This window comes from Pedobacter aquae (assembly GCF_008195825.1).
In the GTDB taxonomy this organism is placed as follows: domain Bacteria; phylum Bacteroidota; class Bacteroidia; order Sphingobacteriales; family Sphingobacteriaceae; genus Pseudopedobacter; species Pseudopedobacter aquae.
Window position 1 is genome coordinate 2972322 of sequence record NZ_CP043329.1, and the last position, 23094, is coordinate 2995415.

The window sequence follows — 23094 nt, forward strand, 5'->3', positions numbered from 1 at the left end:
GCCTTTGCCAATAAATATATCCTATTCTTGTAAAATATTGTTGAATTATAATCTTCTCTAGAACTATTCTTGTTCTAAAAAAGAATATTTTGATATGAAATTTCATCTCGTGGAAATCCCAAATTATCCACATCACATATTAGCCAATAAACAAGAAGTATTAGTCTATACAACATTATTTCAGATTTAACTTCATCTTAACTTTTAAACGCTACTTTTGGTTTTAAACAAGCTTTAGTAATACCAGTATGAAATATTTTTTAGCATTTTTATTTACACTATCATGTATTGTAAATGTTGAGGCCCAAACTCATAAAAGCCAGACCTTTGCTTTTGGTTCTTGTAACCGTCAGAACTTGCCACAGCCTTTATGGGATGTTATTTTAAAAGACCAACCCAACTTATGGATATGGCTTGGAGATAATATTTATGGAGACACGCATGATATGCTTGTTTTTAAGGAGAAATATCAAGAACAAAATGATAATCCTAATTATAAAATGTTTGCGGCTAAAGTACCCATAATTGGTACTTGGGATGACCATGATTATGGAAAAAACGATGCCGGAATAAATTATCCTCGTAAGCAAGAAAGTCAGCAATTAGCACTTGATTTTTTAAACGTACCTAAAGAAAGTCCTGTTCGCAAGCAAGCTGGTATTTATTCGTCTCATGATTATCAAGTAGGAAACAAAAATGTAAAAGTCATATTATTGGATTGCCGCTATCATCGGGACACCTTGATGAAAGACAGCAATAAGAGATACATCCCAAATTTAAAAGGAGATATTTTAGGAGAAGCGCAATGGACTTGGTTAGAAAAGCAGTTAAGCGGTAATGCTGATGCTTATGTAATTGGTTCTGGTATCCAAATTTTATCTGAAGAGCATCCTTATGAAAAATGGGCTAATTTCCCAACTGCTAAAAAAAGATTGATGGAATTGTTGGTAAAAACAAAACCTAAAGGCGTGATTTTATTGAGTGGAGATAGACATATTGGTGAATTTTCAAAAACGCAAGTAGCAGGTTTAAATTTTCCACTTTTTGATATCACTTCCAGTGGCCTCACACATTCGGCAATAAATAATAAAGGAGAGCTTAACCCGTACCGCATAGGGCCATTGGTTAATCAAAAGCACTACGGTTTATTAGAATTTAAAGATAAAGGTGAGAAGCTTGAAGTGACCATGTCTTTAAAAGGCCTTGAAATACCTGTTTATCATAAAGAGGTAGTGGAATTCTGATTCGCACTTTAAATCTTTATGATAAGCGCATTGCTTGAATCTAAGTTACAAAGGGTTAATGGAGATTATCTCAACAAGCTTTTCCTCAATGCTATGAAAACGATTTTACAAGTGTTAATGTAAAAACGCTACCCACACCAAATTCACTATCAACGCTGATATTACCTCCTTGGGCTTCAATAAAATCTTTACTGATGGCAAGTCAAATTCACCCAAGTGGTTTAAAAGCATAAATTCAGGTATGGGATATTGCTCTTTTATTTCTTTTATAAATGTAACACCATTACCATCTAGCCGTTTTTTTAAAAATACCTGCTTATCATCAGGTTATTATATAATGGATTTAAGTAGGATAACTTTTTTCTGCTTGTAAATTTATGCGTTAGCTAATTCTTAAAACTGATATCCCAGAACCAAATCAAACTGCCCACCGGTTAGGCCTTGTAAGCCTTGCGGCTCTGTACTATACATGATAGACAAGAGTAACTTCTTCTGATGTAAGAAACCAAAACCGCCTGTAAATGTCTTATTGCTATGATACATGGTATATACTTTCAACTGCTCTATACTTAGTTCTGTGGCTACATCCCATTGGTTTTCAAATCCTTTTACGCCTCGGTATGCAATTAATGGTTTTAGCATTAAACTACCATCATTTACTAAGTCTATTTTATAACTTAAAGCACTATAAAATGTAGCATAATTTACTGATGAAAACTGATTCTGACGTTTGTTATTTAAATTAAGATAGCTAAACTGAGCCTCTATTTTTTTACCTATATAAGCCACACCAAAATTTCCATCTAAATAACTCCTTTGGTTATTGTAAGCAGCAAACGCAGGGTCTAGGTTCCCATTAGAAGTTGCGTCACCTTGGTCAAATCGGTTTTGTGCCCAACTTAATGATACGCCAAATCTTAAGCTCTCTTCACCGCTTAAGTTAACTTTATAAGCATAACTACCCATTGCTTGGCTTCTTCTTAGTAACCCTGCCTTATCACTCATATAATTAAAGCCTATTGCAGCTTTTTCCGTTATTCTTCCTGAGCCTGAAAAGGACATCAACACTGGTGCGCCATCTATTTTATTCCATTGGTCGCTATAATTAGCAAATACATTTAACTTTCCGTTATAGCCTGCCATAGCCGCATTTACTAAATACGGATTTTGGTAATACTGACTTTTCATAGGGCTTATTTGTGCCGATACTTTTTCGCCCATTAGTACAGCTATCATTAACAAGATGGTTTTTATATATTTTCTCATGTTATTGTCCTCCTTATTTTATTATCGTGATGTATCCTTTTACTGGTCTGATGCTTGTATCATCAAACTTAAAGAAGTAATAGTAGGTGCCATCATCTACAGGTTGGCCATCTATTTTTCCGTCCCAATCATTTTGATAACCTCGTTTTCTATACAATACTCTTCCTCCTCTATCAACAATCATTAATTCGTGGTTCGGGTAAGTCTCAATATTCTGAACTTTCCAGACATCATTTATACCATCTCCGTTTGGCGAGAAATTATTGTCTGCAACAATCACATAATCATCTTTTACCCTTACGGTGATGGATGCCGTAGTAGCAAAACCTGAACTATTGGTGATGGTTACGGTATAGGTTGTTGTAGTACTAGGACTAGCAACTGGATTGCTGATATTATAATTGCTCAATCCTGCTCCACTCCAGCTGTAACTTTGAGCGTCTACGGCTTCTAACTTAAATTTAGAACTCAAACCCTTTCCTATCTCTGGATTTAAAGTATATGGAGTTTCTAGATTACTACCTATATCGGTTCCGGTTCCCGTAAGAATTGGTGCGGCATCTACCGTTAAGGTAAAGCTTCTGCTTATCTGGTCCACGCCGCCATTAGCTGTACCGCCATTATCTCTTACAGTTACTGTGATGGTTGCTGTTCCTATTTGCCCATTATTGATGACATAGCTGATTTGATTATTGTTAGCACTTAAGCTTTGGAATAAACTTGGATTATTGCTTGTTACCAGTGTTTGAACGCTCTGACTTGTCTCTGGTCCGGCAGTAACATTTTGTAATACTATTCTTTCTGTTACGCCTTCACGGAAGTAAATTCTTTGGTTTGCGATGGTATTAAGCGTTGGAGTTTCGTTTACATCACTTAAGTTTACTGTAAAAGTTTGATCTAAACTGAAACCAAATTGGGTGGTACTTCTTACCCTTATTTGGTAGCTTTGCTTATTTTCATAATTTAAGCTTGATGCAGTTTGTAATTGATTACCATTGATAACAAAACTTGCATTATCTGTTGAACCAGTACCCGTAACTAAACTGTAAGTAAACGTTGCATTAGGGTCATCAGAAGTGCTGCTTAAAGTTCCTGCTAAGGTCCCTGATGGCCTGTTTTCAAACAAGGTTATTGCTGCCAAACTCACACTAGTTGGTGCGCCTGGTATAACTTGTAGTATTCCATTTACATAACTGATGTTATAGTTTTGAGCCGAAGCACCTGATACCGTTATTGGGTAATTGCCTAATGGACTATTTAATACTGCCGTAGTGCTAAAGCTAGGCTGAATTATCAATACTGTTGCATCTTCTCCAGCTATAAAACCATTATAATTTGCGGTAAACACTGGGTTTGCTGTACCCACAAACTTTTGTTTATCTGCTGCTGTAATGATTAATGCTTTAGCTGTGATGTTAGCTGTGGTACTTGCAGTCGTGTTTACTGTATAATTTCCTGCATCTGTACCGCTGATGCTAATACCTGATACTGATACTGCTTTACCTGTGCCTACATTTCTATCGATAAACGTGGCTGTAGTATAAGCTGCTGTTAGTATATCACCCGATATTCTATCATCAGATAATGTAACGGTTGCTGATGTATTACCATTATACTCTTTGTTAACACCCGTTGCTGTTACCAATAAAGATTTTGCGGTGATATTAGCTGTAAAACCTGTGGTAGGTTGTGATAAGGTATAATTAGCCGCTGCTGTTCCGCCTAAAGTATAATTACTGATAATGGTGATGGCTTTTCCTGTCCCTACATTTTTATCATTGAAACTTGCTGTCGCTGTTCCGCCGATGGTAACATTATCACTACCTACTATTCCAGTAAGGCTAGCCGTTCCGGTAATGGTTGCAGCAGTATTTCTATCGTATACTTTATTTGCAATGCTTATACCTGTTACAGTTAAAGCTTTCGGATTTACCGTACTGCTTATGGTAGCTATCTTAACACTATCTGCATTTAGACTGCTTAGTGCGATGTTACCGCTGTAATTTCCTGCTGGCGTGTTAGCTGCTAGTCTGATATAAACAGGGGTACTATTTATGGTGCCTGTAGTTCCTACTGTTAGGGTAGAAGTAAAGGTTGTATTATCTGCGGAAACCTCAAAACCTGTAGGAGGAGTTACTTTAATCCCTGCTTGCATACTTGCACCTGAAACATTGAAACTAATAGCACTTGAAGGAGTGCCATAAGTGCTACTCATGGCCGTTAGCGTTCCGCTATTTGAAATAACTGGTGGGTCTATATTTTTGAAAATGGACACGAAATTTGCCCCACTGTTGGCAACAGCAAAATCTAGTCTGCCGTCTCCATCTAAATCACCAATAGCTACATTTTGAGGGCGTCTGCCTGTTGTAAAGTTCACTACCGGTGCAAGAGAAGATAAATTTATATCTCCTGGCGTTGAAGTATTTCTGTAAACTAATAGTGCATTGTTGTTATAACTTACAGAAGCAATATCAGGTTTACCGTTACCATCTAAATCACCAATTGCAATTCCATACTGTGTATTTATATTATTGAAGTTTATCTTGGTTGCAAAATTACTGCTTGTAATTGCACCATTGATATCGTTCTTTAAAACAGTCATGTATGAGTCTGCATAGAATCCTACCACGATATCAGCTTTACCATCGCTATCTATATCGCCCATGCTCACTGCAAATGGATTTCCGCTTAAAGAAATATTTACTGCTGAGGCAAAGCTTCCGCTATTAATACTTCCTACGGTGCTGGTATTTTTAAGAATAGATAAAGTTTTAGAGCTATATATAACAACAGCTAAGTCTGATTTACCATCATTATCTAAATCTCCTACAGCTAACCCTTGTGGTTGGAAACCTACGCCAAAATCTACCCTAGGGGCAAAAGAAATTACAGAACCAGCGCTTGTATTTCCGAAAACCGAAACTGAATTACTAGAAAGGTTAAGCACAGTAATGTCTAACTTTCCATCTAAATCTATATCACTAATTTTTACATTTATTGGATTTAAGCCAGTAGCTATAGTACCAACAGATGTAAAACTTGTAGTACTAAAATTACCGCTTGTTGTAGTATTTCTAAATATTTGCATATTGTTACTACCTACAACAACTAAATCCAATTTACCATCACCATCTAAATCTCCTTTAGCAATACCGGTTGAAAACCCACCATAACTAACTGGTATATCAACCTTGGTATCAAAACCACCATTTCCATTATTTCTAAATAATGAAACAAAACTAGCTCCGTTATTAGAAGCTGCCATATCTAATTTTCCGTCTCCGTCAAAGTCGCCTAAGGTTACATCAAATGTTCCATTACCAGCCGTATAATCTACTTTAGCTGCAAAATCTCCGGTGCCTAGCTTAGCTTTTGAAGGGCTGAAAATTGGATTGAAATTAAGAGGACTTTCTGCGGCTAATTTAGTTTGGGTATTTAATAAAGTAATGGCGCCATAAGTAGCACCAGACGGAACTGTTACTGTTAAACTTGTTGTTGTTGCCCCATTTACTATTCCTTTGGTTGCACCAAAGAAAACTATATTATTTGCAGATGTAGTACTAAAGTTCGTCCCTGTAATCGTTATCACATCTCCCGGCTTTGCACTTTCTGGGCTAAAACTGGTGATTGTAGGTGGAGCTGTAAAAATCACTAACTCTTTATTAGCGCCCAATGAACTTGATGCTCCTGGTGCTGCTAAAGTTAAATTAGCATCTACATTGGTAATTCCTTTTATAGTACCGTTATTTAAACTTAAAGCTGAGGTAGAAGTATAATCCAAATCTGTACTTACATCCCCGGCTTGTACGGTATAATTAAAAGTTAAGGTATCCGTACCGCTACCAGAGATATAATTAGCCCATTGGTCTACTGTACCTGTTTCTAAACGAAGCCTAGGGTTACCTGTAACATTCACTATTTTATCAAATGCAACTTTTATTGGAATGATATCACCTATCTGATAAGTACCATTAGCTGATGATGAGCTTACTAGGTTTACAATAGGAGCAATATCAGCATTACGTAAAACAGAGATAGAATTTGATGCGGTATTGCTATTGGATACCACTAAATCAAGGCGACCATCGCCATCAAAATCTGTTAAAGCTACCGAAATAGGATTAGTGCCAGTTGTGTGAATCGTCTTGTCAAAAATCAAGAATGCACTAGTGCTATTATTCTTAAAAATGTTAATCGAGCTAGCATTGATGTTAGCTACTGCTAAATCTACTTTGCCATCTCCATCTACATCACCCATGGTAAGTTCTCTCGGACTATCCATAGCAAAATAAGCTTGACCATCAGCAAAACTTAGGATATTATTTGTTCCTGTGTTTTTATAAAAGGAAACGGTATTTGAGTTGGTATTAGAAACTGCGATATCGGCCTTACCATCTTGGTCTAAATCGCCAATCGCTACAGATAGCGGGAAAGACTGTGTATCATAGCTATTATCTAAAACAAAACTTAGTGCATTAACCGAGCTTGTATTGCGATACAAGGCTAACTTACTGGCACCGAAATTGGTTATAGCTATATCTAATTTGCCATCTCCGTTTACATCTCCTAAAGCCAATGCAGAAGGATTGCTACCTGCACCCGTACTCAATGTATTTGCTGAAGCAAAAGTAATTGCTCCAACATTACTAGTATTTCTAAATATAGAAAAGCTATTATTCCCAAACTCATTGATAACTAAATCAAGTTTACCATCACCATCAAAATCTCCAATCTTTATTTGGCCTGGGTTACTTTGTGTTATATAATCTTGTTTAGCTTCAAAGCTGATAGTCCCGCTGGATCCATTATTTCTTAAGGTAGAAATGCTATTTGATGATGAATTGACAATAGCTAAATCTAGCTTACCATCACCATCAAAATCTCCAGACTGAACAGAAACTGGTGTAGTACCGGTGACAAAATCTATCTTATTAGCAAAGCTGATGCTTGTACCGTTTCCTGTGTTTCTGAAAATTGAAACTGTATTGTCTGCATTATTAATTACAGCTACATCGGGATATCCATCGCCATCAAAATCTCCAGTAGTTAAAGCTTGTGGCCTATTGCCGGTAGCAAAATCCACCTTAGGTTCAAAATCTGAATTAGTGAAAGTAAGTTTAGATGGACTGTAAATTGGGTTGAAACTTGATGGGCTTTGTGCTAACAAATTAGAACCTGTATTTAACACGCTTGTTGGTGCGTAAGTAGCACCTGTTGGTACGGTTACCGTTAAACTGGTTGCTGTTGCCGCTGTAACGGTTGCTTTTGTTGCGCCAAAGTATACTATATTATTCGCTGCTGTAGTGTTAAAGCCTGTTCCGGTTATGGTTACTACATCGCCCGGTTTGGCACTTAATGGTGTAAATGAAGTAATGGTTGGAGACGGAATCAATATCACTAAATTTTTATTTGCACCTAATGAACCAGCCGCCCCCGTTGTTGGTAGCATAAGTATAGCATCTACAGTGGTTGTTACACTTTTTATGGTGCCATCATTTAAAGCTAAAGCTGAGCTAGAGATATAATCTAAATCAGCACTTATATCTCCATTTTGTACAGTATAGTTGAAAGTTAAAGTATTGGTTCCGGTACCGGATGCATAGTTGATAATACGGTCTGTAGCACCTGTTTCTAGCGTTAATTGCGGTGTTCCTGTAACATCTACAGCTTCATTAAAAGTGATGGTAATAGGAATATTTTCTCCTAGGTAATAACTACCATCTGCTTTTGTAGAGGTAACATTGGTAATGCTTGGAGGTATTTCAGTATTTCGTAAAACAGATACTCCATTTGACTGCGAATTAGCAGTTGCAATATCTGGTTTCCCATCGCCATCCAAGTCTGCAATACTTACAGATAGTGGAGTTGAACCTACATTAACATTAACCCCTGTAGCTAAACTTGAAGTGCTTATACTACCCACCGAGCTAGTATTTCTGAAAATTGATACTGTACTAGAATTCGCATTCATAGCAGCAATATCGGGCTTACCATCTCCATCTATATCACCAATAGCTAGGGCGTATGGGCCATTACCCACACCAGTTGCAAAATCAACTTTTGTAGCAAAAGAACTAGATGATATATTTCCTGTTGAATGAGTATTTTGAAATACTGATAAACTATTGTTATTTCTATTTGCAACTATTAATTCGGGTTTCCCATCTAAATCAACATCTGTAATTGAAACAGCCCATGGTCCAAGTTCTGTATTAAAATCAACTTTAGTTGCAAATGAACTACTCGATATATTGCCACTTACATGTATATTTTGGAAAACAGAAACTGTGTTAATTGAAGCATTGGCTGTGGCAATATCTAGCTTCCCATCGCCATCTATATCTCCAACTGTAATTAACTGAGGGGAAGCACCTAAACCAATAGCAAAATCAACTTTGGCAGCAAATGAACTAGTTGTTATAGAGCCACTAGCTGCTGTATTTTGTAATACAGAAAAAGTATTATGGCCAGGGTTAGCTGTTGCTATGTCTGGCTTTCCGTCTCTATTAAAATCTCCAACAGCTACTGATGTTGGCTGCAGACCTGTAGCAAAGTCAACTTTGGCAGCAAATGAAGATGTTGTGATGCTTCCAGTAGTACTGGTATTACGAAATACCGAAACACTATGGCCTCCATAATTTGCTACAACAATATCTAACTTACCATCCCCATCAACGTCTGTAATTGAAACTGCAATTGGAAAATTCCCTGTTGTAAAATCAACTTTTGTGGCAAATGAACCAGAAGTGATACTTCCACTAGAACTTGTATTATGGAATACAGATAGGCTATTAGCTCCGTAGTTAACAACTGCCATATCTAGCTTACCATCCCCATCTAAATCTCCATTAGCAATAGAATAAGTTGCACTTCCAGCTGAAAAATCTTGCCTTGGTGAAAAATCTAATAGTGAAATCCCTGTTTTAGATGGACTAAAAGTTGGTATAAAACTTTCTCTGCTAGATGCAGCTAAACTCGTTACAGAATTTAAAACTTTAATAGGTCCAAACATAGCACCACTAGGTACTGTTACTGTTAAACTTGAGGCTGTTGCTGCGGTTACTAGTGCTTTTGTTGCACCAAAGAATACTACATTATTGGTTGCTGTGGTGTTAAAGTTAGTACCTGTTATGGTAATTACATCGCCTGGTTTGGCGCTTAAAGGACTAAAGCTAATAATTACAGGTATAGACCTTACCAAATGCGTTGCACCTGCATTATAGTCCGCAGTAAATCCGTTGGTGCCATTTCCATTGCCTAAATCATCAGTAAGATTAGTACTATTCTTTAAATCTAATCTTAATGATCCTAAACCTGAAATAGCATTTACAGTAACATCAACAGAACTTCCTGTAGTAGCACTTACACTACTGATATTCCCACTAGCCGTACCTGTTGAAGTAAGTATAAAGTCATCAACACTGATATTATTAGCGTTCTCATCAAAAGTAACACGATAAATTACAGAGCTAGCACTTTCTTGCGGTGAAGCTAGTAATGAAATACTTGTTACTTCGGGTGCTGATAAGTCAACAGCAGGACCTACCGTAAAACCATTAAAAAGGGCTCTCATTCCGGGAGATGTAATCACCACCTTATCTACATTAGAAAAGATAGCATCGGGTAATTCATTTGGTCCATAAGCAATGGTTCCTAATGGAGTAAGGCCTAAGTTAACAAGCCCAGTTGACATTGAATTTCTAAAGCCTCGAACTGTAATTGATGCCCCAAAAGTAAACCCAACTTCAGCCACTCTAAAACCATTAAAATCAAAATTACCTGATGATGATGAAATGACTAAACCATCAAATCCAGTTTGATAATTACTGGGTCCCAATCCCTCAAAAACCCCAAAACTATTGAAAGAATAATAAAATATATCTCCACCTGTAGAAACGCCCAAACCATTACTGGCGAAAATGTTAAATGTAAATCCAGAAATATCAGTAGAACCTCCTTCGCCGTCTACAGCCTCTGTTCCAAGATTGGTACCACTTGCGACTGAGAAATTTAAAGTTCCAGTTTGCGCATACAGGCAATTGCTTGTGAGTATAATAAAAATGAAGAGTAGCAATTTTTTCATAAAATTATATTGAGGGTAAATTATTTAATTCTTATATCTTGTTTCTTTATGATTGCAAAGACTATACTTTTGATAAAATTTGATTTCAACTTTTTACTGTTTAATAATTTGCTTAGTTGTTATTTTTCCTGTTCCGGTTAACCTGATATGGTAAAATCCTGTGCTAAGTTTATTGATATCTAAACTGATGCTGTTTTCTTGCTTTTGAATAGTTTGACTCATTAATATCTTACCAGTTAGGTCTATGACTTCTAATTTCTGGTAAACATCAGCCTCAAAACTTAAATTAATTAAACTGCTTGCTGGGTTAGGGTAAACTGTTAACTCTTTTGAACCAAGCGTTACATTTACAGCTCTTACACCTAAATCTGTTTGTTTACCATTATCATCATATTGTATTAATTGATAATAATTTGAACCACTAGCAGGTCTAGTGTCTGTATAATCATACTGTGCTTGTTGTGTTGAGTTTCCTGAACCGTTTACTTTAGCTATGGAACTAAAATTTTTACCATCTGTTGATTTTAAAATTTCAAAATAGCTGTTATTCGTTTCTGATGCTGTTAGCCAATTTAACTGCACTGTTCCATTAGTTTGAAGTTTGGCTTGGTAACTTATTAATGATACTGGTAAAGGAACTATATCTGCATTCCTAATAACTGAAACATTATCAGAGAATTCATTTGCAACTATTAAGTCGGGTTTGGTGTCTCCATCTATATCACCTACAATGACGTTTCTAGTTACGAGACCCGCCGTAATTTGAACTACAGAACCGAAGTTAATGCTACCAATGCTAGAAGTGTTTGGAAAAACATTCACAAAGCTATTATTAGCAGTCAACAAATCTGGTTTTCCATCGCTATCTATATCGCCTAAAGCAAAAGAATCATGAGAACCTAATAAAAAATCAACCTTTGCGGCAAAGTTGATGTTTCCGGGTGTAGAGGTATTGAGAAAACATGAAAATCTTGAATCAAAACCATAAGTTACCGCCACATCAAGTTTTGTATCTCCATCCAAATCACCAATTACCATAGAAACATCATATTCTCTGGTACGAATAAAAACTCCATTTTCAAAACTTACCACCCCATTTATAGATGTATTACGATACACGGTAAATCCCGTATCTCCTCCTAATACCAAGTCTAATAGGTTATCTCCGTCTATATCTGCCGCGGTAATATTATAGGTGTAAAGCTGCCCAACAATAGTTATAGCGCTACTAAAACTTATGCTTCCGCTTGAGGATGAGTTAGGATATACCAAAATCTCCCCATCTTTGGCAACTGCAATATCAGGTTTACCATCGCTATTAAAATCCCCAATGGTAAACCAAGAATAAAAGCTAGCGTTAACAACCAAAAATTCTTTTGCAGCAAAGCTAATGTTGCCGCTGGTTGATGTATTTCTAAATATTGAAATATTGGCACTAGCTGAATTAGATACAATTACATCGGGCTTCCCATCTCCATCTATATCGCTAATAATTACATTAATAGGAAGAACAGTGCTAAGATCAATTTTGTCAGCAAAACTGCTTGATGAAATACTTCCATTAGTTGCAGTGTTTCTTAGAACTGATATTGTATTGCCAACATAATTTGCAACCACCAAATCGGCTTTGCCGTCTCCATCTAAATCACCACTTGCCGTAAATATAGGGCTATCGCCAGCTGCAAAGTCTACTTTATCATCGGTAGTGAATACACCTGCTTTGCTAGGACTAAAAAGTGGATGGAACTTTTTTAAACTTTGGGCCGCTAAAGTTGTACCTGTATTTAAAACATTAAGATAATCGTAAGTTGCTCCCACTGGCACAGTAACCGTTAAACTAGTTGCTGTTGCCGCTGTAACAGTTGCTCTGGTAGCTCCAAAAAACACCACATTATTTGTAGTTGTGGTATTAAAGTTAGTGCCTGTTATGGTTACTGCATCTCCTGGTTTGGCGTTTAACGGGGAGAAACTGGTAATAGTTGGAGGTAGGTCCGTATTTCTCAATATAGAAATTGTATTACTCAGATAATGAGATGTAACCAAATCAGGTTTATGATCACCATCTAAATCTGCGATGACTACAGAATGAGGATTATTTCCAATGCTCAAGCTTACCGAAGAGCTAAAACTTAACATTCCGCTACTACTGGTATTACGTAACAATGAAAATGTATTTGACCCCAAAACAGGCACTATAAAGTCAGGCCTACTGTCCCCGTCTAAATCACCTATAGAGAAATATTCATGAATATTACCAGTTGTAACATCAATTTTAGGATTAAGATTAAAGTTACCGTTACTGCTGGCATTAAGAAAGACAGAAATATTACTCGAGTTACGATTGAGTATTGCTAGATCAGACTTTCCGTCTCCATCAAAGTCATCAATAGCAACCGCAATTGGTCTAGTTCCGGCAGTAAAATCAACTTTTGGATTAAAGTTAACATTACCAATACTACTTGCGTTCAGGAATACAGAAAAATTATTGGAGCCAAAATTAGTAACAGCTAAATCAAGCTTTCCGTCGGCATTTAAGTCTCCAATAGCAATAAATCTTGAGGAAGATCCTGCAACAACATCTACTTTAGGTGCAAAACTAAGACTACCAGTAGTACTGGTGTTACGAAGTATGGAAATATCGCCAGATGATTCGTTAACAACTGCTAAATCAGGCTTTCCGTCTCCATCTAAATCACCAATAGATGCTATACGAGGACTACTGCCCGTTGTAAAATCTATTTTATTATCAAATGAACCTGCATCTAACAAACCAGTTGTGCTTATATTACGAAATACCGAAATACTAGATGAACCATAGTTGGTAACTACTAAATCAGGTTTACCATCTCCATCTAAATCTCTTATCGCTACTGCAAATGGTTCATTTTCTGTTGCAAAATCTACCTTAGTTGCAAAACTGGCTGATGTGATATTTCCAATATTACTGATATTGTGATATACAGAAACCGTATTTGAATTCTTGTTAGCAACCGCCAAATCAGATTTTCCATCTCCATCCAAATCGCTAACTGCTATAAGATGAGGAGCATTACCTGCCGCTAAAACTTGCTCTGCCGCAAAATCTGCCGTTGTAATATTTGTTTTTTCAGGACTATAAATCGGATTAAAACTACCTAAGCTTTGTGTAGCTAAACCAGTGGCTGTATTTAATAAAGTTATGGGTGCAAAAGTTGCTCCAGTGGGTACCGTTACTATTAAGCTCGTAGTAGTTGCCGCTGTTACAGCTGCCTTTGTTGCTCCAAAGAAAACCACGTTATTTGTAGTTGTAGTATTGAAATTTGTCCCAGTAATTGTAACTGCATCGCCTGGTTTGGCGCTTAATGGATTAAACGAAGTAATACTAGGCACTTGTGCGCTAACATTAATGGAAGCAAATATTAAAGCGAAAAGTGAGATTAAAACTTTATTTACTTTGAATTTAAGTAAAGATTTACAAGTAAAAATTGTAATCATATAATGTTTATAAGTTAAAATAAGAGAGCTTAAAAAGCTTATTATACTTTATAGAAAACATATTAAACTTTTATGAGAGTAAAATTAGACTAAGGATTTCAATTTATGTAGCCTAAAAAGACGCGGATATAGCCCAAAAGGACAGAATTATAAATAGTTATGGAAATCAGAGCCTAAAAGCATCATTTAAATTCCACTTTTGGGCAAAAAATGACACAATTTAGCTTTCTGATATTGATTTAAGTTATGCTAAACTCTTTTTAATAGGAAAAATAGCCGTTTTATGATCTCTTATAAAAAGAAATCATATAAAATGGGTTAATTATCCAAAAAATTAGAGATTTTGATACTTATAACACCTTAAATCTATTAGTATTTGTTTTATATAACTTTATACTATACGCTTGAAGGATTAGTATGATGATAGCTTTTAAAAGCTAAAGTAAATTTACTGGCATTGTTATAACCCATGGTAAAGGCTAAATCTTTAACTTTTATCTTATCTTCTTTCAATAATTTCATCGCTAAATCCATTTGTTTAGCCCTAAACCATTTTAAAGTACTTATCCTAAACCACTGCTTAAATAAGGTTTTAACTTTTGTAGGTGAGGTATTCGTATAATTTGCTAAAAAACTAATGCCAGGAAAATCTTTCAACAAATTGTTCTCTAAATAATCGATGATTTTAATCATGATTAATTTATCTTCTTTAGAAAAATTAATATCTGTTAAATCTTTGGTTATACCATCAAAAAATTCTCCTAATAGACTTAATGATCTTGACTTAAATAAAAATTTAGCTGATTCTCCTTGACTGATGGACTTAATTCCTAAAAACAATTGTTCAATTTTATATTGGGCATCAACTACCGGATTTTTAATAAATGGGTTGTACTTTAATTCTGAACTAAATAAAACTTTAAGTGGATGGTTATCATCGAGTTTAGATATAGAAAAATTTCTCTCTAACCAATGTTCATCAAAAGAAAAGCAAATGATAAGATTGCTAGAATCTTTATAATGATAAGCATTGAGTTGTTCGCCAGGATGATAAAGTGTCCAAATTTTATCTATCATCGTATGACCATTTAAATTTCCCTTTTTATCATTTTTATCGCTGTAGCTGATGTATGATAAATTATAGAAGCCCTTGGTAACCACCTGATCTTTGTTGATGAAAGCTAAATTTGTTTTGTAATGACAATCTGAAATCATTACCCACAATCCTTCCTCAATTTCAAAATAATATAAGGCACCCTTTAGAAATAATGTATTGGTTTTTAGTACTTGTTCATTGGGGTAATGATGCATAAAAGGTAACGCTTTTACAGATTCTACCATTAATTTAGGATGCGTAAATTGGTAAGGGAACTCAAAAAATCCATTATTATACTTAAATGCTTTAGCTAGAATTTTCTTTTTCCAGTGGTTTACTATTTCAAGTATATTTTCCAAAATTTTATTAGAGAGATTAAATTAATTAGTAATATAAATAAACAAAAAAATGATTAAAATAACAAAATTGATATTGCAAACTTGAATGTTATGGCTCGTTTTTCTAAGAATATCATAGCCTCTAATAATTGGAAAGATATTAAAGCTTATTGTGAAATTCATCAAATTGAATACCTATCTACTATGGATTTCATTTATGAGGCATACCAAAGTAAAATTTTAAGTTTGGCAGAATGCGACTTGATGATATATAACCTTATCACTGCTAAACAACCAGCTAAGTTACCATGTAAAAATCTGGAAGAATACTGTAAAATGAATGGTTTAACGCTCTAGTTCCCTTAACCCTAAAAATAAGCCCTCACCTGCAAGCCTCCGGTATGAATAGTTCTTACTTCATTAGATTTTCTTCCTTCGTAGGTGAGATTAAGTTGTATGCCATTAGAAATGGTTCTTTGGAAACCTGCCGACCAGGTAAGGTTGCTACCCGGCTGTAAGCCATCTAATAATTCGTAAGCTACGGGTGTATTGTTATTTCCTTCAAACTTGTTGTTGATGAGATTGAGTTGCGCCGTAAAAGTTCCTTTTTTAAGTAGATTATATCTTACCTCAGAACCCAAACGCAGGTTTAAAGTTTCTTCGCCACCAAAGGCACTACCGTTGCTTTGCTTTCTTAGGCCCGAGTTTAGGGTGATTTTAAAATCGGTAGTAAACTGGTAGCCAAACTCCGGTTTAAACTCATAAAAACTAATGGCATAATTACGCTCTGCAAAAAGTTCTGATGTAAAATCTTTAGCCCCGTTTTTAAACTCGATACTAAAATTACTCTTTCTAATAAAGTTCCAACGCAGTCTTAAACCTTGTTCTTGCTGGTTACGACTATCAAAACCATTGGTTAGCAAAATCTTACTGGCTGTATTTTGGATATTGATATCGATGCCCCAAACAGCATTTAAGCGATTATAAAATAAGGTGTTCCTGATAAAAGAGTTTAAAGAAACCAAGTTTTGCGCATCAATATTGGTTTGGAAAGGATTAAATAAAATATTACCATCGCCAGCTAAAACTTTCTTATCTATCCTTAAAGCAGATATAGAAGAAAACTTAGCCATCAGTTTAGAAATGCCTTCTTTTTTCTTGAAGATACTTGCAGGGTTAAGCCTTAAAGTTTGGTTGATGCTGGTGAAATTAGACCTGATAAACTCGTTATTAGGCCTAAAAATACGGATGTAACGGGCTTGGTCTGGGAAGCGAGAAATCTCAAATTCGTTTAACTCTTTAATACCATTGCTGTTATAATCATTCCAAGCGTAAATACCCTGCCCAGGCTGTACTTCTAAATAAATAAATTCTCTTCGGGGTTCTTGCCCTGTACCTAGCTCATAAAAAGTATTCAGGTTTAAAAAGCCTTTAAAAGCATTCAAGTTATAATCTACCCTGCCTAAAAGCGTTTCCTCGTCTCGGTTTAAGCTATCTAATTTCAGGTAATTGATGGTACGGTAACTGGTATTTATGGTTAAGGTAGATTTCCCTTTTTTATTGAGCTCTAGTTTACCAGTAAAAGTATTGGCTTTGCTAAAAGGCGTAAGTTGGCTGCCATCGGGCATATCATCAAAACGGGTAATATAACCTAGTTGAAAGCCTGTTTTGCTATTGGACAAAGAGCGAATAAAAAAATCGTACTCTCTAAAATTGAAAGATTGTAAAGTTAATTGCTTGCTAATGCTGTTATAGGTTTTGTTAAGCTCTTCTTCATAACGGGTACCTGTTTCAAAGCTTTTAAAAGCTTTGGTTAATATGAGTTTTTGCTTAAAAAAATCGCCTTCATCTAAACCAACTTCAGACTGCAAAAGACTGGCATCATAACTAAATAGATATTTCTTGTAAGCAAATCTGGAGTTTACAGCTTGTTGTATAGCACTGTAATTGGCTCCTCTGGTAAAGCTAGATATTTGATATTTCAATTGCTTGGCATCGGTTTTAAACAAACCTAAAGAAAGGGTGGTCCAATGCTCATTTGCTTGTTCTAAATTGAGGCCTCTAAAATTAAAATCGCGGTCAAATTCTACTGGGCGATATCTTTCTAAAGGTTTAAATTGCTGGTTCACGTACTCGTAGCTAATTTGGGTGTTTAACTTTAGTCCGGTAGAATCATTCCCGGCTAAACGGTTTTGCTGACTTAAAACTACTTTGTAAGCCAAGCCCTTATTATCTGCATTTTGCAAATCAGAAAACAGGTTTACATCGTTATTACTCATCCCAACCTCGGTAAATAAACGTGTTTTTTTTGCGATTTGATAATCAGCGTTAAGCGTTAACAATTGCTGCTTTTTGGGTGTAATTAATAGGGTAACAGGTTCAAAATCTCCTTGCGGGATATTGTTAATAGGCGCTACAAATACATAAACCCTACCGTTGGCAGTACTAGCAGCATCAACCCGATAGTTACCCCGGTTTGCCCCCACAAAAGAAAAGCCTACGCGGTATTTTGCCAATTGCGGATTGGTAGAATAAACATAAACTTGGTTAAAGCCCAAAGTATCTAATCGGCGGTATAAAATCTCGTTCTCATTAAATGTAACCGAATCTATATTAGGAAATAATGCCTGATTGATATTATTACCAATACCGCTTAAAAATTGCTGCTGCTCTTGACTTAAATCTTGTAAAAAGGGGCGGTTAGGATTGTCTTGTTCTGAGTATAAGTTGAAGCCAATTTTTAGTTTTTCTGATTTAAAATCCTGATTAACATAGTATAAACTTCTGCCAAAAACCTTATCAGAATATTCAAACTCTACCACAATACGGGTAAAACGGGTAATTAACCTTTTGGTAGTAAAAGTAAGCTCTGAGGTGTTATAATCAACAACATAATCGTTATCCTGCCCTCTCAACAGCAATTGCCCATCTATAAAAACACGCTCTGTACCAGATAAAATCACAATAAATTGTTCGCCATTATTCCCGGTTAAACGGTAAGGGCCTTGGTTGCCTTCTATACCATCAAACTGGTTACGGGCCGAGCGACCTTTGGCCACCGCACCAGCTACCTGCGTATTAAAAAGCTGTCCCTTTTTATTTTTATAGCTGTTTGATACATAAGCACCTTGCGTACGTTTAAAATAATTCATGAAATAGCTATCGGGTTTACGCAACTCGTAATCGCCAGCAATTAAGGTAGTTTCTTTACGCTTTAGCTGGATAAAAACCCTATCAAAATCATTAATCTGTTGGGTATTTCCTTCTGGTTGTATGGGTAAATTATCATCAGAAATGGCGGCAGAAAACTCTATTTCATTATTGAGTTTACCAGCCAACTGCAATACCATATTAGAGTTTACAGATAAATCTTGATTGTTACCAAAACCTATACTGCGGGAAATGCTTCCGCTTTTTTCTATTCCATCAAAATTAAAAAGGGTATTGTCTTCTTGCTTTGGGCGGTAAATAAATGGATTGTTATTGATAACCGCTTCTTCTATTAAACTTGGGTTTTTACGAAAGCTTTTTTGCGTTAACAAAAGCGGAAAAGTACGGTAACTGATGGTAACAGAATCTACAGCTGGCTTCTGCTTCCAAATGAGTAAAGCATTTGGATAATCTATTTTATAAGTGCTGCTATCTATCAATTGCTCATGAAAAACTTTGAGCGTATTAGGCAGAATGCTTAGTGTATCAATAAAAATAGTATCGGCTACAGCTATTTTTTTGGATTGAAAATTACTCTTGAATTGGGCAAAACTATGCTCAGCAGTTAAAAGCAATATAAAGCCGATGAGTAGTTTCTTAATCATTTATTTACCAGAGGCAAGATAATGAAGAAAGATGTTCCTGCATTAATTTGCGTAGTAAAATAAATATTTCCGCCTATATTCTCTACAGCTTGTTTCACAAATGCCAAGCCTAAACCCGTTCCAGAGCTTTTGGTGGTGAAATTAGGTGTAAATATTTTGCTTCTTAAGTCTTCTGCTATACCTGCACCATTATCTTGTACCTTAATTTCTACCTTTTCGGTATAAATTTGGCAACTGATATTGATGATACCTGCTTTATTTTCTGGCATAGCTTCAATAGCGTTTTTAAGTAAATTATTGAAAGAGCGTAAAAGCTGGTCTCTATCTGCCTTTATCCAAAGCTTAGCAAAGTCTTCTTCCTCATAAATAATTTGTACACCTTCCATTTGTTTATAAATATGGATGGCTTGGTTTAAAACATCAACCAATTCAAAAACTTCAAGTTTTAAATCGGGCATTTTGGCAAAGTTAGAAAACTCTGATGCGATGCTGCTTAAACTATCTATCTGTTCTAAGAAAGATTTGCTAAACTTCTCAAACTTGGTGTCAAATTTTGGATCTTTCTCTTTCCAAGAGCGCTCTAACATTTGTATACCTAAACGAAGTGGCGTAAGCGGATTTTTAATTTCGTGTGCTACCTGCTTAGCCATCTCACGCCAAGCGGTTTCTCTTTCAGATTGTGCCAATTTATTAGCACTTTCTTCTAAAGCCAAAATCATTTTATTATACTCGGTAATGAGGTTACCTATCTCATCATTTCTACGCCAGAATATAGGTTTATTCTTTCTACCAATAACTGTTTTAGCCATACTTTCCTGTATCAGCGTAAGCGGCGATGTAATTTGATTGGCTACCACAAAAGCAAAGAAACCTATTGCCACAAAAACCAAAACGTAAATATTAATTAATAAGTTTAAGAAGTTTCCTATCCTTTGGTTAAACTCGTTCTGGTTAGAAAAATAAGGTAATTGCAAATAAGCAATCACATTATTACCTGCATTTTTAACAGGCATATAGGCAGATTTATAGTTTAAATTGCCAATACGCTCATCCTGTAAAAGTTCTGCTTTTTGTAATAAACGCAATTGTATTAGCGCATTGGCATCCATCCTTTTGGCTTGTATACCTAAATTGTAAATGCGGGGTTGGGTAGAGTTGATGAGGATACCGTTTACATCGTACAAATTTAAATCGGTATTGTACATTTTAGAGAATTCTGAAAAAGACATCATGTCTTCCTCTATGTTTAAAGCGGTATTTCTATATTTCACCCTGCTCTCAAAAGCTTCAACAATAATTTTAATACGCTCTTTAATCAAATCATCTTGCTGCTCTTTGTATTGAATAGATATGTAAGAGAACGTGATTAAACCCACAATTGCCAAGGAGCTGACCACAGCCATCACCAAAGCTATTTGTATACGGGTTTTATACAACATTTTGCCGCTATTGATAAATAAGCGGAATTTTAAATTACGGAAATTTAACTTGTGTGTGGTTACAAAAACCCAAATCCATTTGTAAGAAACAATCAATAAGCCAAAAACCAAAAACAAGATAAAGAAGAAAGACAAAGAGGCTATTTCTCTCCAAAAAGTATGGTACTCTTTACTAATAACAATATATTTATGAGGTGAAGGCTGATAAATCATGTGGCTATAATTGTCTTTCCTGAGGATTACAAAATCTTTAAGCTTGCCACTAAAATCTTTATTTACAAGGTCGTATATAAAATTACCGGTTTGGTAAATCAGCTTATTATTGTTGTAATAAGCATAAGAATAATCCACATAATCTTCAATAGAAATAAGCTTTCCATCTTTAAACAATTGCGGAAAAGTACCAAACTCTCTAATATCTTTAGACCTTAACTCTATCACCATAGAGCCTAGTATGGTATCTTTTTCCTTTACAGGGATGATAGCAAAGTAGTTTTGTAAACCAAAAGTATTACTTACCCTATAAAAGTTATCAGAAACCTTAATAGCGCCACTTTCTACCAGGGTTTTATAGGTGTTTAACTCTTCTTCATTTTCTTCTAAAGCACTGCCATCAGGCTTAAAAGCAAAGAGCTTAAAATCATATTCGCCCAAATATCCCGTAAGGTAATAGTTCTGAAACCTAGCGTATAAGCGCTTTCTATAGCCTTCTGGGTTTTTAAAATAGGATGATAAAATATCGTCTTTAAATATCTCTTCCTCAATTTCTGTAAACAGGATGAGGGCATGAGGGTCATCTGCCGATTCTAATTTAATAGCCAACCTTTTACGGGTTTCTAGTTCTTTGATATTCTCGTAGCGGTTTAGTTTGATAGATACCAGTGTGGCCAATATCAAGGTTATCAATACCAAAGCCGGGAAAACTACTTTACCATTATACTGGTAAACAACGCGAGCAATAATCAGTATCAGGAGAAAAATAAGCAGCAAGAAAACGGTATTCTCATCAAAAAAAGACTGGTATAAATTAAAAGCTATTAAAACCACCACCATAATAGCCGCTTTAATTTCTAACTTGATATTGATATAAGCAGAAAAAGTGATGAGTATAACAACAATTAAATAATAGGTAAGCAGGGTTAATAATAGCAAACTGATACCTAAAACGCTCCAACCGTCTAGGTTTACAATGTTGGTAACCTTAAAATTGATGTTAGAGTTAAACACCAATCCAAAAAATAAATCAGACAGTAAGTTAGAAAGTAAGGCTATAAAAAACGCCGCATAAATGATGATGGGATAACCAAACCAAGGCTTGTTAACGGGTTTAAATATCTTCTCTTTATAGCTAAACACAAATATGGTAAACCATAATGCCAGTAAAACATTCAGGCCATAATCTGCCAAAGAGGGCGAATAATAATTGGAAGCATAAATCCTCGGACTAAAAATATCCAGATTATATAAGGCATCAGGGAAATGATATTGCAACCCTACAAAACGCAGAGCAAGAAAAGCAAATAGCAAAGCCAAAGAGGCCAATATGGGCTTGCCGTGGTCTGCATAATACTTACAAACGCTATTGATAAGCAAGCATAAAGTTAGAAGGCCAATGGCCCACATCAGAATTTCTATATTGGTATAAGGGATGCTATTGATGCCTGCAATACGCTTAATAGAGAACAAATAGAGGTCTTCCAGATTTCTAATATCTGCTACATTTTTATCATTAATATCTGCAATGCCAATGGTAGGGTCTTTAATGATGCTATTGCTGCTATGATCATTTAAGAATTGGTTTTTGTAGGGATATTTATCTTTTACAAGGATATAAAAAAGGATGCTGTAGCTTTTGTCTTCTTTCTTAATAACGTCATACCAACCGTTTTGGTATTCTACAAAAGAAGCCCCTTGTTTAATGTTTAAGGCGTAGCTGGCGCTAATTTTATTATCAGACCAAAAAACCAGTTGATCATTTTTAAATACCTGAAAATATATTTGTTTTGAGGTGAAGTAGTTAATGATATCTAAAGCTTCAGACGCATTTTTATTGATACGCTCTAAGTTTTGAAAGCGTACAGAATCTGCCAGATAATCATAAATAAAAAGCTCTTTTTCGCCTAGCTTATCTGCAATATCTTGGGCTACATCTTCTAGGTTTGAAGAACGCGTTGCTGCCCATCTAGCTGTTAATGAGGTTGCAAATAAACCAATGGTAACAATTAATAAAAGCCAGCGAATTTTAGTATTTGTCTTCAATTGGATTAAAGCTTATTCATGCTAAAAACTTAAAGATAGTACAAACTTAAAAATCAAGCCAAAAAAATAACGGGAAAGTG

Annotated in this window: 8 protein-coding genes; 2 read left to right on the forward strand and 6 right to left on the reverse strand. The window is 35.5% G+C overall.

Going from position 1 to position 23094, the window contains the following annotated elements; genetic code table 11:
• Positions 1-248 precede the first annotated feature (248 nt).
• A complete protein-coding gene (locus tag FYC62_RS13060) occupies positions 249-1244 on the forward strand; it encodes an alkaline phosphatase D family protein (protein WP_149075257.1) in 996 nt (331 codons plus the stop codon).
• Positions 1245-1637: 393 nt separating this feature from the next.
• Here the strand turns inward: FYC62_RS13060 and FYC62_RS13065 are convergent, their stop codons facing one another.
• The 4 genes from FYC62_RS13065 to FYC62_RS13080 form a co-directional block, all read right to left on the reverse strand.
• Positions 1638-2510: a PorP/SprF family type IX secretion system membrane protein gene (locus tag FYC62_RS13065; protein ID WP_081659234.1), complete on the reverse strand. Its 873-nt coding sequence runs from the start codon at positions 2508-2510 to the stop codon at positions 1638-1640.
• A 13-nt stretch (positions 2511-2523) separates the two neighbouring features.
• Positions 2524-10593 (reverse strand): FG-GAP-like repeat-containing protein, encoded by an 8070-nt coding sequence (locus FYC62_RS13070; protein WP_149075258.1) that lies wholly within the window; start codon positions 10591-10593, stop codon positions 2524-2526.
• A gap of 93 nt (positions 10594-10686) precedes the next feature.
• On the reverse strand, positions 10687-14067 hold the full coding sequence (locus tag FYC62_RS13075) for a T9SS type A sorting domain-containing protein (protein ID WP_149075259.1): 3381 nt from the start codon (positions 14065-14067) through the stop codon (positions 10687-10689).
• A gap of 396 nt (positions 14068-14463) precedes the next feature.
• Positions 14464-15522 (reverse strand): helix-turn-helix domain-containing protein, encoded by a 1059-nt coding sequence (locus tag FYC62_RS13080; RefSeq protein ID WP_149075260.1) that lies wholly within the window; start codon positions 15520-15522, stop codon positions 14464-14466.
• 90 nt (positions 15523-15612) lie between these two features.
• Between FYC62_RS13080 and FYC62_RS13085 the strand changes: the two genes are divergently transcribed.
• On the forward strand, positions 15613-15858 hold the full coding sequence (locus tag FYC62_RS13085; RefSeq protein ID WP_149075261.1) for a hypothetical protein: 246 nt from the start codon (positions 15613-15615) through the stop codon (positions 15856-15858).
• An 11-nt stretch (positions 15859-15869) separates the two neighbouring features.
• On the opposite strand, the gene FYC62_RS13090 is transcribed toward FYC62_RS13085, so the two are convergent.
• Both FYC62_RS13090 and FYC62_RS13095 read right to left on the reverse strand, forming a co-directional pair.
• A complete protein-coding gene (locus FYC62_RS13090; RefSeq protein WP_149075262.1) occupies positions 15870-19316 on the reverse strand; it encodes a hypothetical protein in 3447 nt (1148 codons plus the stop codon).
• Positions 19313-23014: a sensor histidine kinase gene (locus FYC62_RS13095; RefSeq protein WP_149075263.1), complete on the reverse strand. Its 3702-nt coding sequence runs from the start codon at positions 23012-23014 to the stop codon at positions 19313-19315. The genes FYC62_RS13090 and FYC62_RS13095 overlap by 4 nt, the downstream gene beginning before the upstream one ends.
• Between the last annotated feature and the right edge of the window lie 80 nt (positions 23015-23094).